Below are 13910 nucleotides of genomic sequence, written 5' to 3'. Positions count from 1 at the left end.
CCTTTCGAGGAGCACTTACTTCTTGGGCTTGTCCGACGCCGCATCCGACGACAAGGCTGCCACGAACGCCTCTTGTGGCACATCGACGCGACCGATCGTCTTCATGCGCTTCTTGCCTTCCTTCTGCTTCTCGAGCAGCTTGCGCTTACGGCTGATGTCGCCGCCGTAGCACTTGGCGAGAACGTCCTTGCGGATGGCGCGGATGTTCTCGCGCGCAATGATCTTCGAACCGATCGCAGCCTGCACGGGCACCTCGAACTGCTGACGCGGGATGAGTTCCTTGAGCTTGGTCGTCATCTTGTTGCCGTATGCAGCGGCGGCATCCTTGTGCACGATCGCACTGAACGCATCGACCGCCTCACCCTGCAGCAGGATGTCGACCTTGACCAGTGCCGCCTCCTGTTCGCCGGCCTCCTCGTAGTCCATGCTCGCGTATCCGCGGGTACGCGACTTGAGCGAGTCGAAGAAGTCGAAGATGATCTCGGCCATCGGCATGGTGTAACGCAGTTCGACACGGGTTTCGGACAGATAATCCATACCCCCGAGTTCACCGCGCCGCGATTGGCACAATTCCATGATCGAACCGATGAACTCGCTCGGCGCGATGATCGTGCACTTGACGATGGGCTCGTAGATCTCGCGGGCCTTGCCCTCGGGCCAGACCGACGGATTGGTGACGACGACTTCCTCTCCGCCTTCGAGCACGACGCGGTAGACGACGTTCGGGGCGGTGGAGATCAGGTTGAGCCCGAACTCGCGCTCGAGTCGCTCGCGGGAGATCTCCATGTGCAGCAGACCGAGGAAGCCACATCGGAATCCGAAACCCAACGCGACCGAGGTCTCCGGTTCGTAGGTGAGTGCGGCGTCGTTGAGCTGGAGCTTGTCGAGGGCATCGCGCAACACCGGGTAGTCGGAACCGTCCACGGGGTACAGGCCGGAATAGACCATCGGTCGCGGTTCGCGGTAGCCGGTGAGCGGTTCCGTGGCTCCTCCGCGCGCGAGCGTCACCGTGTCGCCGACCTTCGACTGACGCACGTCCTTCACACCTGTGATCAGGTAGCCGACCTCCCCGACTCCGAGCCCGGCCGTCGCTTTCGGTTCGGGGGAGACGATGCCGACCTCGAGCAGTTCGTGGGTCGAGCCGGTCGACATCATCTTGATCTTCTCGCGCGGCGTGATCTTGCCGTCGACGACACGGACGTAGGTGACGACGCCGCGGTAGGTGTCGTACACCGAGTCGAAGATCATCGCACGCGCCGGTGCATCGGAATCGCCGACAGGCGCGGGGATCTGCCGGATCACCTCGTCGATCAACGCAGGAACACCCTCACCGGTCTTGCCTGAGACCCGCAGGACGTCCGACGGCTCACACCCGATGATGTTGGCGATCTCCCCCGCATACCGGTCGGGGTCGGCAGCCGGCAGGTCGATCTTGTTGAGGACCGGGATGATCGTGAGGTCCTTGTCGAGGGCGAGGTACAGGTTCGCGAGGGTCTGTGCCTCGATCCCCTGCGCGGCATCGACGAGCAGCACGGCACCTTCACATGCTTCGAGCGCGCGCGAGACCTCGTAGGTGAAGTCGACGTGGCCAGGGGTGTCGATCAGGTGCATGACGTAGTCGTCGCCGTCGAGCTTCCACGGCAGGCGGACGTTCTGCGCCTTGATCGTGATGCCGCGCTCACGCTCGATGTCCATCCGGTCGAGGTACTGGGCGCGCATCTGCCGTTCCTCGACCACCCCGGTGAGCTGCAGCATGCGGTCCGCCAACGTCGACTTGCCGTGGTCGATGTGCGCGATGATGCAGAAGTTCCGGATCTTGGCGGGGTCCGTGAACGTGGTGTCGGCGATACTGCTGATGTCGTGCTCCTGACTCGGGCCGGCAGCGGCCTGGGGCCGCGGTCACCTTGAAGAATATCCAAGACGCGCAACAGCGGGGTCCTCGGCTGTACCGACAGGTGACTTCGACTACCTCGGGGCGTGGCTACACTGGCCGATCGTGGCTGGCAAGTGGATGAATATGGGCAAGCAACTCGGACGCCTCGCAGTCGAGCACGGCCCCCGGCTGTACAAGCAGCTCCAGCAGTCGGGAGCACTCGACCGCGCGAAGGGGGCATTGACCCAGCAGCCCGGCCGGGCTGCGCCCGTACCCGTTCCGGGTCGTCCCGTCGCTTCTCGTACCACCCCCACAGCCCATCGAGCGCGGACGATCGAGTACTCCCCCGCCCTCGACGGTCGTGCCGATCCGGGCGAGATCGTGTGGACATGGGTGGAGTACGAGGAGGACGCGAGCCAGGGCAAGGACCGTCCGGTGCTCGTGGTCGGACGTGAAGGGGCGACGTTGCTCGGCCTGATGCTCTCGTCGAACGGCGACCGTGACGGGCACCGCGATTGGGTCGGTATCGGCACCGGTCCGTGGGACCGCCAGAACCGTCCGAGCTGGATCCGGCTGGACCGCATCCTGGATGTCCCGGAGGAGGGCATCCGCCGTGAAGGTGCGATCCTCGAGCGCTCCCGCTTCGATCAGGTCGCATCCCGCCTCCGCGCGGATTTCGGCTGGGCGTAGGAAGCCCGTCGCACGAAATCCGGGCAGCAACTGCCGTTCTACGACGCGCGTACTCCCCGGTCCCGGCCGAACAGCAACGTGTAGACGAGGGCGCCGACCGCGCCTCCGATGAGCGGGAAGACAATGAACAACCACAACTGGGCGAGCGCACCGTCCTGGTAGAACGCCACTGCGATACTGCGTGCCGGGTTGACGGACGTGTTGTCGATCGGGATGGCGATCAGGTGGATCACGGCGAGTGAGAAGCCGATCGCGATTCCCGCGTTGAGTACATCGGAGATCTGATCGGTGCTGGCGAGCACGACGAAGACCAGCAGGGCCGTGAGCAGAACCTCGACGATCATGGTGGCGCCGATTCCGTAGCCGTTCTCGATCACACCGCCGAGTGGTCCCTCGATCGCGGACGGACTGTGTGCGCCCCAACCGTTCGCTCCCAGTCCATCGGTTGCGCGATCGTAGGACGGCAGCGACGACGCAACCGCGAAGATGGTGATACCGGCGATGAGGCCACCGACGATCTGGGCGATCCAATATCCGATGGCGCGGACGGGCGTGACGTGCCCGACGATGAGCTGTCCCAGGGTGACAGCCGGGTTGACGTGACACCCCGAGATCGGGCCGATGGTGTAGACGAGGAAGAGCAGCGTAAGACCGAATGCGAGGGCAACGCCCAGATTGCCGACTTTCGCGCCGGCGAACACTGCGGTGCCGACCGCGGAGAATACGAGCACGAAGGTTCCGATTGCTTCGGCGATACATTTCTTGAGGTCGGAGAAGTCGTCGGGACCGAACTCCTCGAGGTTCGTTTCACGTTCTGGAGTCATGCCGTCAGTGTCATGCGAACCGGAGTGACGCGTAGCCGAACCACCACTCAGGTATGAGATAAGTCACATCCCCTCTGGAGTAGGGCTCCGCGACTGCGGGTGGTCGCGACCGCCTCGGTTTTGGCATTACCCCCAACGCTGGTATCGTCGATCGTCGTGCCCTAGTGCACCCAGAGCTTTCCTATCAACTACCAGCAAGACGACAGGATTTTACGCGTGGCCAACATCAAGTCCCAGGTGAAGCGGATTCGCACCAACGAGCGCAACCGGCTCCGGAATCAGTCGGTGAAGTCCTCGCTGCGCACTGCAATCCGTTCCTTCCGCGAGGCCGCGGCCGCTGGCGACAAGGACAAGGCCAGCGAGCTCCTCGTCTCCACCAGCCGTCAGCTCGACAAGGCAGTCAGCAAGGGTGTCATCCACGCCAACCAGGCTGCCAACAAGAAGTCCGCTCTCGCAAAGCTTGCCAACAAGCTCTGAGCCCTCAACTCCGAGGTAGAGGACGCAAGCTCTGCTGACCGAAGGCCGCACTCTTTCGAGGGTGCGGCCTTTCGTCGCGCAGACGACGCAACGAACCGTCAGGCGACCAGTTCCGCGACGGTGCGGACGGCGGACTCCACCGCATAATCGGAATCGGCAGCCGCGCCCTTGACGTCGGCGTTGAGTGCCGCGACCACCCCGAGCGCGATACCGACCGATTCCGGCGCCCAGCGACGCGCCTGACCCTGCGCCTTCTTGACCTTCCACGGCGGCATGCCGAGGCCCGATGCCATGGAGAACGGATCTCCCCGTCCGGCCGATCCCACCTTGGCGATCGTGTGCACGGCGTCGGCGAGAGCATCAGCCAGCAGGACGTGCGGAACCCCCCGATGCATTGCCCAGCGCAATGCCTCCATCGCACCCGCGAGATCTCCCGCCACAGCCTTCTCGGCGACGTCGAATCCGGTGACCTCGGCTCTGCCCGAGTAGTAGCGCCGGACCGCATTCGCGTCGATCTTGCCGCCGGTGTCGGCGATGAGTTGGCTGCACGCCGCCGCGAGCTCACGCAGATCGGATCCGACCGCGTCGATCACGAGTTGTTCGACGTCGCCGGCGACCCGCACGCCGGCCGCCTGGAATTCCTCGTGCACGAATGCGCGCACCCACTTCGCGCGTTCCCCTGCCTTGTCGGGGGCCTGGCAGGCGTGCTCTTCGGCGCCGCACTTCCGCAGTGCCCCGACCATCGCCTTCGTGCGACCCCCGCCGGTGTGCAGGATGACTACGGTGACGCCGTCGGGAGGTGCTGCAGCCGCGTCGAGAATCAAGGCCGCCGCATCCTTCCCGGCGTCGGCTGCGGACTCGAGAATCACGACCCGATCCTCCGCGAACAGCGACGGGCTCAGAAGCTCGGCCAATTCCGGGACGCCCGCATCACCTGCGCGCAGCCTCGACACCGGAAGGTTGTTGCCGGCGCCACTCCGCGTACGTACGTCCGCGATGATCGTCGAGACAGCGCGATCCACGAGGAGTTCTTCGTCGCCGAGAACGAGATGCAGGGGTGTGTCGCTCACGGACCGATCGTGCCACGTGAGTCCGACACGACGGCCAGTGCCCCGGACCCGGCCCGCACCACCGCGACGTCCCCGTGTAGGTCGGTCCGCAGTATCCGGGAGCCCACGCTGTTCAAGGCCTCGACGATCTCCGGGTGCGGGTGCCCGAACGTGTTGTCGCGTCCTGCGCTGATCACCGCAACACGGGGACGCACCGCGGCCACGAAGGCTTCCGGCGTCGTCCGCGAGCCGTGGTGGGGAACTTTGAGGACATCGGCGCGCAGGTCGGCCCCGCTGCGCACCAACGCGTCGAGAGCCGGTGCCTCCGCATCACCCGGAAGCAGAATGCGTCCCACAGTCGTCTCCGCAACCATCACCAGCGAAAGATCGTTCTCCGACTCGGCGGACCGCTCGGCCGGAGGCCCGAGGATTCTGATCGTCACCGTCCCGACACGCAGTACCTCCCCGGTCGTCGTCTCCCGGATGCGCACCCCGAACTCGCCTGCCGCGTCGGCGAGGTCTCCTACCGTGTCGCGCGACACCGCACCCGGACCCACGATCACCTCCCCCACGCGGCGCCCCTGCAGTACTCCGCGCACTCCACCCATGTGGTCCGCATGCAGGTGCGAGATGATCACGACCGGTACCGAGTCGATATGCAATCGTCGCAGGCACCGATCGACCGGTGCGCTTTCCGGCCCCGCGTCGACGACAACCGCTCTCCCGTCACCGACCGCGAGGACCACCGCGTCTCCTTGCCCCACATCGCAGGCCGCGAACGCCCAACCGTTCGACGGCCAGCCCGGCGCGAACAGGCGTACAGGAACCCACACCATGAGGGTCGACACCAATGCGATACCGGCGACAACCCGTATCCTCCTGTGACGCAGAAGGACACAGCCGATGAGAGCTGAGCCGCCGATCACCGCTGCTCCCGGGATTCCATCCGGCAGCGAGAGTTCCGCCGAGGGCAGCGAGGCGGCGCGATCGGCGACAGTCGTCAGCCACCACAACATCGGTGCTGCGCCGCGCGCGAGGAACTCGGCGACTCCCGGGACCGCCGACGCGCACAGCGCGACGACCGAACCGAGGACGGTCAGCGGCGCAAGCACCGGGGTCACCAGAACATTCGCCACCACCGCAACGACACTGACAGTTCCCGTCGCTGCCGCAAGGATCGGTGCGGTCACGACGTACGCCGCACACGACACGGCACATACCTCCGCCACAGCGCGTGGCCATCCACGCGCCTGCAGCAGGGCAACCCACACGGGCGCGACGAGCACGAGCCCCGCGGTGGCCGTTGCGGACAGCGCGAATCCCACATCCACCGCGAGTTCCGGCCACACCAGGAGGAGAATTCCGATCGCGGCGCAGAGCGCGGGAAGCGCCTGCCGCTGCCGCCCGACGACGAGCGCGAGGAGGGCGACCGCTCCCATCGCGGCGGCGCGCACCACGCTCGGGGACGGACGGACGACGACCACGAACAGCACCAACGCCACACCCGCCAGGAAGGCGCCCGTCCGTGGCCCTATCCCGACGAACCTGACCAGTAGCAGGACCGCGCCGAGCAGGATGCTCACATTCGCGCCCGATACCGCCGTCAGATGCGTCAGGCCGGACACCCGGAAGTCCTCGCGCACGTCGTCAGGGAGCCGGCTCGTGTCACCGACGATCAGTCCGGGGAACAATCCGGCCGCCGAGGGTCCGAGCGCCCGCGCTGATACCTCGGCGAGGTCCTCGCGAACACCTCCGGCCCACTCGGCAAGTGCCGAGGGTGCTTCTGTCGCACGCGGTGGCCCGTCGGCCCGGAGCACCGCAACCGAGGTCCCCGGGTCGGTGCCTCCGGAGGCCACGTTCTCGGACACCCGGCCCCTCAGGGTCACTCGCTGCCCCGGCAGCAGATGCCGCCAGCCGTGCGCGGGAGCGAAGACGACCGCTCTGCCCCCGACCGTCATCGACTCACCCCCCAGCGTCACGTGTCGGATCGCGACGGGAATGCGTACCTGTGGCTCACCTCCGAATGGTGAACCCCGGACTACCCGTGGATCATCGGTCGGCTCCACCACCGCGGTAACCCATGTACCTGCCGGGGCCGTCGCGAGCGGATGATGCTCGACGAACCACATCCGTATCGCGACGGCCCCACCGAATCCCGCGGTGACGACGAGAACGGCGAGCACGCCTCGCATCACCCCGTTCCGCGTATGCGAATGCCCCCTGCGCATTCGGACACACGGAACGGCACTGCCCGTCGCGAACAGTGCGACGACCAGCGCCCCCAGCACCGCCGCCGCGGTCACGAGTGCCGAGATCCGCCAACCCGAGTACAGGCCGACCAGGGTCGCCGCCCATGCCGCGACGGCGCACGGCAGAAGTCGGGCGTCGACGGTGGCCTGTGCGGTCACACGGTCACCAACTCGCGTAACCGGGCCAACCTGGCAGGTCCTATCCCCTCCACCTCCGAGAGTTGCTCGACGTCGGTGAACGGTCCGTTGTTCTGCCGCCACGCGACGATCGCCGATGCAGTGACCGGGCCCACTCCGGGCAGGGCATCCAGCGCGGCCTCATCGGAGGTGTTCAGATTCAGCGGATTCTGTCCCGGCTCTGTGCCGCCGCCGGCTTCGCCCGCATCCTCGGTCGCGGCTGCAGATACTGCGCTGCCCTCCGGAACCGGGTGTGGCGGCGACACCCCGACGATGATCTGGTCTCCGTCCGCCACCCGCCGAGCGAGGTTGAGTCCCAGCAGATCTGCGCCCTCGCCGGGCCCACCCGCCGCGTCGAGTGCATCCGCGACCCGCGCGCCCTGCCGGAGGTGCACCAGGCCCGGCTTCGCCACGAGCCCGACCACACTGACCACCACCTCCGCCGGTGGTTCCGGTGCGGGGGCACGCGACGACGTCGCGACCACTTCGACGGCGGGTAACGGCGGAACGGCCTCGGGCACGGGGCGATCTCGCCATACGACGACCGCTGCGACGAGAACCGCCACAACGGCAACCCCGGCGAGTGCCCTACTGCCACCGCGACCGGCGTCCCAGCGCGCGGAGCGCATCCGTTCGATCACGCTCTGCGGCTCGGCGACCTCATCGTGTCCGGAGCGGTCTGCGAGCAGGTCGTCGTATTCGTCTGCGTCGTCGTTCCCGACTCGCCCGATCGTGGCGGATCGCGCGATCGCATCCAGCCGCGTTCTGGCGAGGTCCCCGTCGCTGCCCATGCCGCGACGCTAATCTCATCACGGGAGGGAACATGCTCGCAGACGACCGTTGGGGGAAATCTGTGGATGGATGGGGCGGCTGTGGATAACCGTCCGCTCAGCGGCGCGCGACGACGATCCCGATCGCCCCGGGACCGACGTGAGCTCCGAGCACTCCGTCGATCTCACAGGTGAGGAGTTCGGCCGCGTCGGGGATCCGCTCGGCAAGCTGTTCCACGAGCAACTGCGCACGTTCGGGTGCTCCGCGATGATGCACCGCGAGGAGTGGGGTCCGTCCGGCCTCGGCGACGACGCCGTCGACCAGTTTCGCCATCGCCTTGGTCATCGTCCGCGTCTTCTCCCGCAACACGAGCTTCCCGTCGACGAGATGGAGGACGGGTTTCATTGCGAGGGCTGTGCCGAGCAGGGCGGTGGCCGTGCCGATTCGGCCACCACGGCGCAGATGGTCGAGGCGGTCGACCACGAGCAGGGTGCGTCCGGATGCGGCCACCTCGACGGCCCGCGAGTACACGTCGTCGAGGTCGGCACCGGATTCGGCCGCACGCGCAGCCTCGAGTGCAGCAAATCCCAGGCCCATCGCGGTGTTCTGCGAATCGATCAGGCGCACCCGATCGCCGAACGAGTCGGCGGCGTTCTTCGCAGCCTCCCAGGTACCCGACAACAGCCGGGACAGGTGCACCGCCACCACGCCGTCGCCGTCGCTGTCGTCGAAGGCACGTGTGTAGACCTCGAGCAGTTCGGCCGGGGACGGACCGGACGTGGTGGCCCCCGACAGGTCCTCGGGAAGCTCGTCGATACCCTCGCGATAGTCTCGTCCGTCGGAGATCACGTGCAGGGGAACGATCCGGATGTCGTATCGCTCCGCCATCTTCGGATCGAGACAACACGACGAATCGGTGACCACCACTACTGACACAGCACCTACCGTATGCCGTCCGCAGTGGGTTGCGCATCCGGACGAGTCATACGCACCGCGTCGATCATCGCTTCGGCAACGTTGCGATGCCCGTCCCACCCCCAATGGATACCGTCGGGGTTCGCGTCGTCCGAAAAGATGTTCTCCCGCACTGCTTCACCGAGATCGACGAGGGGAACCGACTTCTCGTCGGCCCACTGCGAAATCGCCCGGGCCGCGGGACGACGCCCGCGATGCACCGACCGGTACTGCTCGCTGTCGTGGACGGACGGCAAAGTCCCGATCACGGGCAGGTCCGGTCGCATGTACGCGATCGCATCCCGGATGGTTTCGAGATAGTCGACGCTCACCCGCGGCGGGAGCGCAACCGGCCAGCCGAGCGGTGACAACCGTGGCTGGACCCAGCCGTACGCGCTGCGCACGGTGCGACGCAGTGGGGCAGGCCTGAGGTACCGCATGGTTTCCCTCAGCGCCGTGGGCAACGGGGATGGCAATGTATCCATCCCGCCGACGGCAAGCACTACCGCGCCGGCTCGCGGAATGGCCGCCCACACACGCGGATCCTGCGTCATTGCCCACCACGCGTCGCGGGTGGTCCAGCCGATGCGGGCGATGAGCTCGACATCCCAGCCGAGCGCTGCTGCCGTGAGATTCGGCCAGATCCGCGGATCATCCGCGGGCAGGCCGCCTTTCGGTCCGTAATAGCTGAGCGAGTCACCGATCACCAGCAGCGAAGGCCGCGGCGACACGGTACCGGGTTCAGAGCGCGTCATCGGGCGACACCGATGCCGACGCGTTCCACACATCGAGGCGCCATGTCGGCGACTCACCGTAACCGCTGAGCTGCACCCAGCCGGTGTTCCCGAGACCTCCGAGGACCGGCCATCGATCGACCGGCAGTTCGAGCAACGATGCCGTCAACGCTGCGATCAACCCGCCGTGGGCGACGAGCACGATCGGCCGCTCGCTCCACTGTTCGTACTTGGCGAGCAACTCTTCGACGACGGGTCTGCTCCGCTCGGCAACGTCCACGCGGCTCTCGCCTCCAGGGGGTGCCCAGGTCGCGTCCCCGCGCCACTGAGCACGCGCGCCCGGATGGCTCGCATCGACCTCGGTGTGGGTCAGGCCCTGCCACTGCCCCAGGTGCGTCTCACGCAGCCGCGGATCGATCTCGACCGGAAGACCTGCACGGTCGCCGATCGCCGTCGCAGTGTCGTACGCACGTCGCAGATCCGACGACACGATCGCGATCGGATCGAAACCGGCGATCGTGTGGGACACCGCCAGTGCCTGACGGCGGCCGAGAGCGGACAGATCGGTGTCGAGCTGACCCTGCATCCGGCTGGTCGCGTTGTACTCGGTCTGTCCGTGACGCAGCAGGATCAGGCGCCGCACCCGCACCGGCGCACTCACTCATCCTCCGCGTCGTCCGCAGCGGCACGCGGGCCACCTACGCCGTCGACCGGGACCGTCGGGCAGTCCTTCCACAGACGCTCGAGGGCGTAGAAGTTCCGCTCCTCCTCGTGCTGGATGTGCACGACGACGTCGATGTAGTCGAGCAGGGTCCATCGTCCTTCGCGAGTGCCCTCACGACGGACCGGCTTGTGACCGGCGTCGCGCAGCTTCTCCTCGATGTTGTCGACGATCGCGTTGACCTGACGCTCGTTGGGTGCCGATGCGATGACGAAGCAGTCGGTGATCACCAGTTGTTCCGAGACGTCGAGCACCACGACGTCGGTCGCCAGCTTCTCGTCTGCGGCGAGGGCCGCGATGCGGGCCATCTCGAGGGCTTCTGCCGTTGCGCTCACTACGTGCTCTTTCTCTCGGTGTTCAAGTGGTTCGTCGTCGGCGCGTCCACGTAGAGGTGACGCTTACTGATGTACTGCACCACACCGTCGGGCACGAGGTACCAGACCGGACGATGATTGTGGACCCGTGTTCGGCAGTCCGTCGAGGAGATGGCCAGCGCCGGGATCTCGACGAGGCTCACCGCTTCAGGGGGAAGCCCCTCGAGGTGCGGTGCCAGGTGCTCGACGCTGAGGTCGTAACCGGGACGGGACACCCCGACGAACCGAGCAAGCTCGAACAACCTCGGCCAGTCCTGCCACGACAGGATCGATGCGAGGGCATCGGCGCCAGTGATGAAATACAGCTCCGACTCGGGATACTGTTCCCGGAGGTCACGGAGGGTATCGACAGTATAGGTCGCGGTGCCGCGGTCGATGTCGACGCGACTGACGGTGAACCGGGGGTTGGATGCTGTGGCGACCACGGTCATCAGATACCGGTCTTCCGCAGCACTGACCCGCCGCCCGGATTTCTGCCATGGCTGCCCGGTCGGTACGAAGATCACCTCGTCGAGGCCGAAGCTGGCGGCGACCTCACTGGCGGCGACGAGGTGCCCGTTGTGGATGGGATCGAAGGTACCGCCCATGACGCCCAGACGTCGCGGGGACGCCGGGTATCGGTCGGTTGACTGAGGCACGGTTGTCCAGCTTACGGGGTCAGACCGGCAGCAGAGCGGCCACCACCTCGGCCAACTGTTTCGCCGAGCGGCATTCGTGCATCGTGATGGCCTCTGCGTACACTCGCGCCGCCGAATCCCCGGCGCCCCACTGGCCACGCGGCTCGGGATTGAGCCAGTGCGCGTGCCGCGCAACCTGGACCATGTGCCCGAGGGCATCGAGGTTGGGGTTGCGGTAGTTGTTCCGGCCGTCACCGAGGATCAGCAGGGAACTGCGGCTGGTAAGGCTGTGCGCGTGCTTCTCGTTGAACGTGGCGAAGGCGTTGCCGTAGTCGGAGTGGCCGTCGTACGTGATCAGCTCCGCTTCGCGCAGCATCTGCGACATCGCTGTACCGAGGTCGATGCCGGCCGCGAAGTGGTGGGTCACCTCGTCGGTGGTGTCGATGAACGCGAACACCCGAACCCGGGAGAACTGTTCGCGCAACGCGTGCACGAGCAGCAACGTGAAGTGCGAGAACCCCGCGACCGAACCCGAGACATCGCACATGACGACGAGTTCCGGCCGTGCCGGGCGTGGCTTGCGATTGATGAGGTCGATCGGCACACCGCCCGTCGACATCGACTTGCGTAGCGTGCGCCGCAGATCGATGGCACCGGCGCGGCTACGGCGTCGTCGTGCCGCGAGCCGACTCGCAAGAAGCCGTGCGAGCGGCATCACCTGGCGGCGCAACGCCACGAGCTCGGCGTCGGAGGCGCGCAGGAAGTCGACTTCTTCGGCGAGTTTCGGGACCCCGTACTTCTCGACTCGGTCGCGACCGAGTTGTTCGGCGGTGCGGCGCCGGGTCTCCCGTTCGATCATCGCCCGGAAGTCGGCGATCCGTCGTGCCGCGGTCTGCCGCGCGACCTCGGTCTCGTAGTCGCCGGTGTCGCGGTCGTCGCTCGATGCGTTCCCGAGGAGCCCCTCGAGAATTCGGGTGAGCAACGTCTCCGGGGAGACGTCACGCAGGGTCTGATACGCCGAGAACGACGGCCCGTTCGACGACTTGTACTGGCCGAGTTCTTCGACGAGCTGCGCGGTGAGCATCTCGGTCGTGGCGAGCGCGTCCGGAGAGTCGTCGGCGAGGAGTTCGGCGATCAGGTCGCGCACTGCCTCGAGGTCGATCTCGCCGGAGGGCGTGCGGGGCAGCGTGAATTCGGCGCCTTCGGCACCGCGCCGGCCGATGGCCGCCGGGAACCACAGGTCGAACAACGCGTCGAAGGTCGGGCGGTGCGTGGGCCGCCGCAGCAGTGTGCACGCCAGTCCCTCACGCAGCATCTCTCGGTCGAGCAGGTCGATCACCGACATGACCTGGCCCGCGTCGACAGTTTCGGACGGACCCACAGGGATGCCGCGACGCCGCAGCGCTTCGACGAATCCGACGAGATGACCGGGAATTCCGTGCGGCGCCCTCAGCGTTCCGCCCGGACCGGATGTCGGTGCCGCGGCCATGTCAATTCAGCCGGAGCTCGGCTGCTGCACGGTCCTGATCGGACCGATGCTTGAGAACGACGCCGAGAGTGGTACGTACGGCTGCATCGTCGAGGGTGTCCATTCCCAGAGCAAGCAGCGTCCGACCCCAGTCGATCGTCTCGGCGACCGACGGCACCTTCTTGAGCTGCATGCCACGCAGCACGTGGACGGTGCGGACGAGTTGTTCTGCGACCGCCTCGGACAGCTCGGGGACGCGGCTCGCCAGGATCCGGCGTTCGAGGTCGGCGTCCGGGAAATCCAGGTGCAGGAACAGGCACCGGCGCTTGAGGGCCTCGGACAATTCGCGCGTCGCGTTCGACGTCAGGACCGAGAACGGCTTGCGGGACGCCCGGATGGTGCCGAGTTCGGGGACCGTCACCGCGAAGTCGCTGAGTACCTCGAGGAGCAGACCCTCGATCTCGACGTCGGCCTTGTCGACCTCGTCGATGAGCAGGACGGTCGGGTCGTCGCGCCGGATCGCAGTGAGCAACGGACGCGACAGCAGGAACTCCTCGGAGAACACGTCCTCCTTCGTCGAATCCCACGATTCGCCCGCCGCGGCGTTCGCCCCCGCCGACTGGATGCGCAGAATCTGCTTCGCGTGGTTCCACTCGTACAGCGCGCGGGATTCGTCGACACCCTCGTAGCACTGCAGCCGGACCAGTTCGGCGCCGGAAGTCTGCGCGACGGCGCGTGCCAACTCGGTCTTGCCGACGCCGGCGGGGCCTTCGATGAGCAGCGGCTTGTCGAGCCGGTCGGCGAGGAACACCGACGTGGCCGTGGCCTTGTCGGCGAGGTAGCCGGTCTCTGCGAGCCGGTCGATCACGTCCTGGACGTCCGCGAAGATCGGCGGAGTGGTCGGCAGCGCACGATCCACGCTGTGTCCTTTC

General features: G+C 66.8%; 14 protein-coding genes. 2 read left to right on the top strand and 12 right to left on the bottom strand.

Translation table 11 applies throughout. The annotated features are described in order from the left end of the window. Positions 1 to 15 precede the first annotated feature (15 nt). Entirely contained in the window at positions 16 to 1857 is a 1842-nt protein-coding gene (gene lepA, locus Q7514_RS09360; RefSeq protein WP_132470829.1) for a translation elongation factor 4, read from the bottom strand. Positions 1858 to 2017: 160 nt separating this feature from the next. Between lepA and Q7514_RS09355 the strand changes: the two genes are divergently transcribed. Then, complete coding sequence (locus Q7514_RS09355) at positions 2018 to 2563, top strand: type II toxin-antitoxin system PemK/MazF family toxin (protein WP_408016066.1); 546 nt, start codon at positions 2018 to 2020, stop codon at positions 2561 to 2563. 38 nt (positions 2564 to 2601) lie between these two features. On the opposite strand, the gene Q7514_RS09350 is transcribed toward Q7514_RS09355, so the two are convergent. Further along, the gene (locus tag Q7514_RS09350; RefSeq protein ID WP_330132958.1) at positions 2602 to 3387 is read right to left on the bottom strand and encodes an aquaporin; all 786 of its coding nucleotides are present in this window, start codon (positions 3385 to 3387) and stop codon (positions 2602 to 2604) included. 216 nt (positions 3388 to 3603) lie between these two features. On the opposite strand from Q7514_RS09350, the gene rpsT reads away from it, so the two are divergent. Then, entirely contained in the window at positions 3604 to 3864 is a 261-nt protein-coding gene (rpsT, locus tag Q7514_RS09345; protein WP_054718144.1) for a 30S ribosomal protein S20, read from the top strand. A gap of 98 nt (positions 3865 to 3962) precedes the next feature. On the opposite strand, the gene holA is transcribed toward rpsT, so the two are convergent. The 10 genes from holA to Q7514_RS09295 form a co-directional block, all read right to left on the bottom strand. Beyond that, the gene (gene holA / locus Q7514_RS09340) at positions 3963 to 4934 is read right to left on the bottom strand and encodes a DNA polymerase III subunit delta (protein ID WP_330132957.1); all 972 of its coding nucleotides are present in this window, start codon (positions 4932 to 4934) and stop codon (positions 3963 to 3965) included. Continuing rightward, a complete protein-coding gene (locus Q7514_RS09335) occupies positions 4931 to 7321 on the bottom strand; it encodes a DNA internalization-related competence protein ComEC/Rec2 (protein ID WP_330132956.1) in 2391 nt (796 codons plus the stop codon). The genes holA and Q7514_RS09335 overlap by 4 nt, the downstream gene beginning before the upstream one ends. Beyond that, positions 7318 to 8130 carry a ComEA family DNA-binding protein gene (locus Q7514_RS09330; protein WP_330132955.1) on the bottom strand — a complete coding sequence of 271 codons (813 nt, stop codon included), beginning with the start codon at positions 8128 to 8130 and terminating at the stop codon, positions 7318 to 7320. Before Q7514_RS09330 ends, Q7514_RS09335 begins: the two co-directional genes overlap by 4 nt. Before the next feature lie 97 nt (positions 8131 to 8227). Continuing rightward, positions 8228 to 9046: a DegV family protein gene (locus tag Q7514_RS09325; protein WP_330132954.1), complete on the bottom strand. Its 819-nt coding sequence runs from the start codon at positions 9044 to 9046 to the stop codon at positions 8228 to 8230. A gap of 5 nt (positions 9047 to 9051) precedes the next feature. Next, a complete protein-coding gene (octT, locus tag Q7514_RS09320) occupies positions 9052 to 9819 on the bottom strand; it encodes a diglucosylglycerate octanoyltransferase (RefSeq protein ID WP_330132953.1) in 768 nt (255 codons plus the stop codon). Next, positions 9806 to 10459: a histidine phosphatase family protein gene (locus tag Q7514_RS09315; RefSeq protein ID WP_408016061.1), complete on the bottom strand. Its 654-nt coding sequence runs from the start codon at positions 10457 to 10459 to the stop codon at positions 9806 to 9808. The genes octT and Q7514_RS09315 overlap by 14 nt, the downstream gene beginning before the upstream one ends. Beyond that, on the bottom strand, positions 10456 to 10854 hold the full coding sequence (gene rsfS, locus Q7514_RS09310; RefSeq protein ID WP_330132952.1) for a ribosome silencing factor: 399 nt from the start codon (positions 10852 to 10854) through the stop codon (positions 10456 to 10458). Before rsfS ends, Q7514_RS09315 begins: the two co-directional genes overlap by 4 nt. Then, on the bottom strand, positions 10854 to 11531 hold the full coding sequence (nadD, locus tag Q7514_RS09305) for a nicotinate-nucleotide adenylyltransferase (protein WP_330132951.1): 678 nt from the start codon (positions 11529 to 11531) through the stop codon (positions 10854 to 10856). The genes rsfS and nadD overlap by 1 nt, the downstream gene beginning before the upstream one ends. A 19-nt stretch (positions 11532 to 11550) precedes the next feature. After that, positions 11551 to 12999, bottom strand: a complete 1449-nt coding sequence (locus Q7514_RS09300) for a vWA domain-containing protein (protein ID WP_330132950.1) — start codon at positions 12997 to 12999, stop codon at positions 11551 to 11553. 1 nt (position 13000) lies between these two features. Further along, positions 13001 to 13897 carry an AAA family ATPase gene (locus Q7514_RS09295; RefSeq protein WP_132470836.1) on the bottom strand — a complete coding sequence of 299 codons (897 nt, stop codon included), beginning with the start codon at positions 13895 to 13897 and terminating at the stop codon, positions 13001 to 13003. Between the last annotated feature and the right edge of the window lie 13 nt (positions 13898 to 13910).

The organism is Rhodococcus artemisiae (assembly GCF_036327795.1).
Classification (GTDB): domain Bacteria; phylum Actinomycetota; class Actinomycetes; order Mycobacteriales; family Mycobacteriaceae; genus Rhodococcus; species Rhodococcus artemisiae.
The sequence above is the reverse complement of the archived record's forward strand: the minus strand, read 5'-3'. Positions and strand labels throughout refer to the sequence as shown.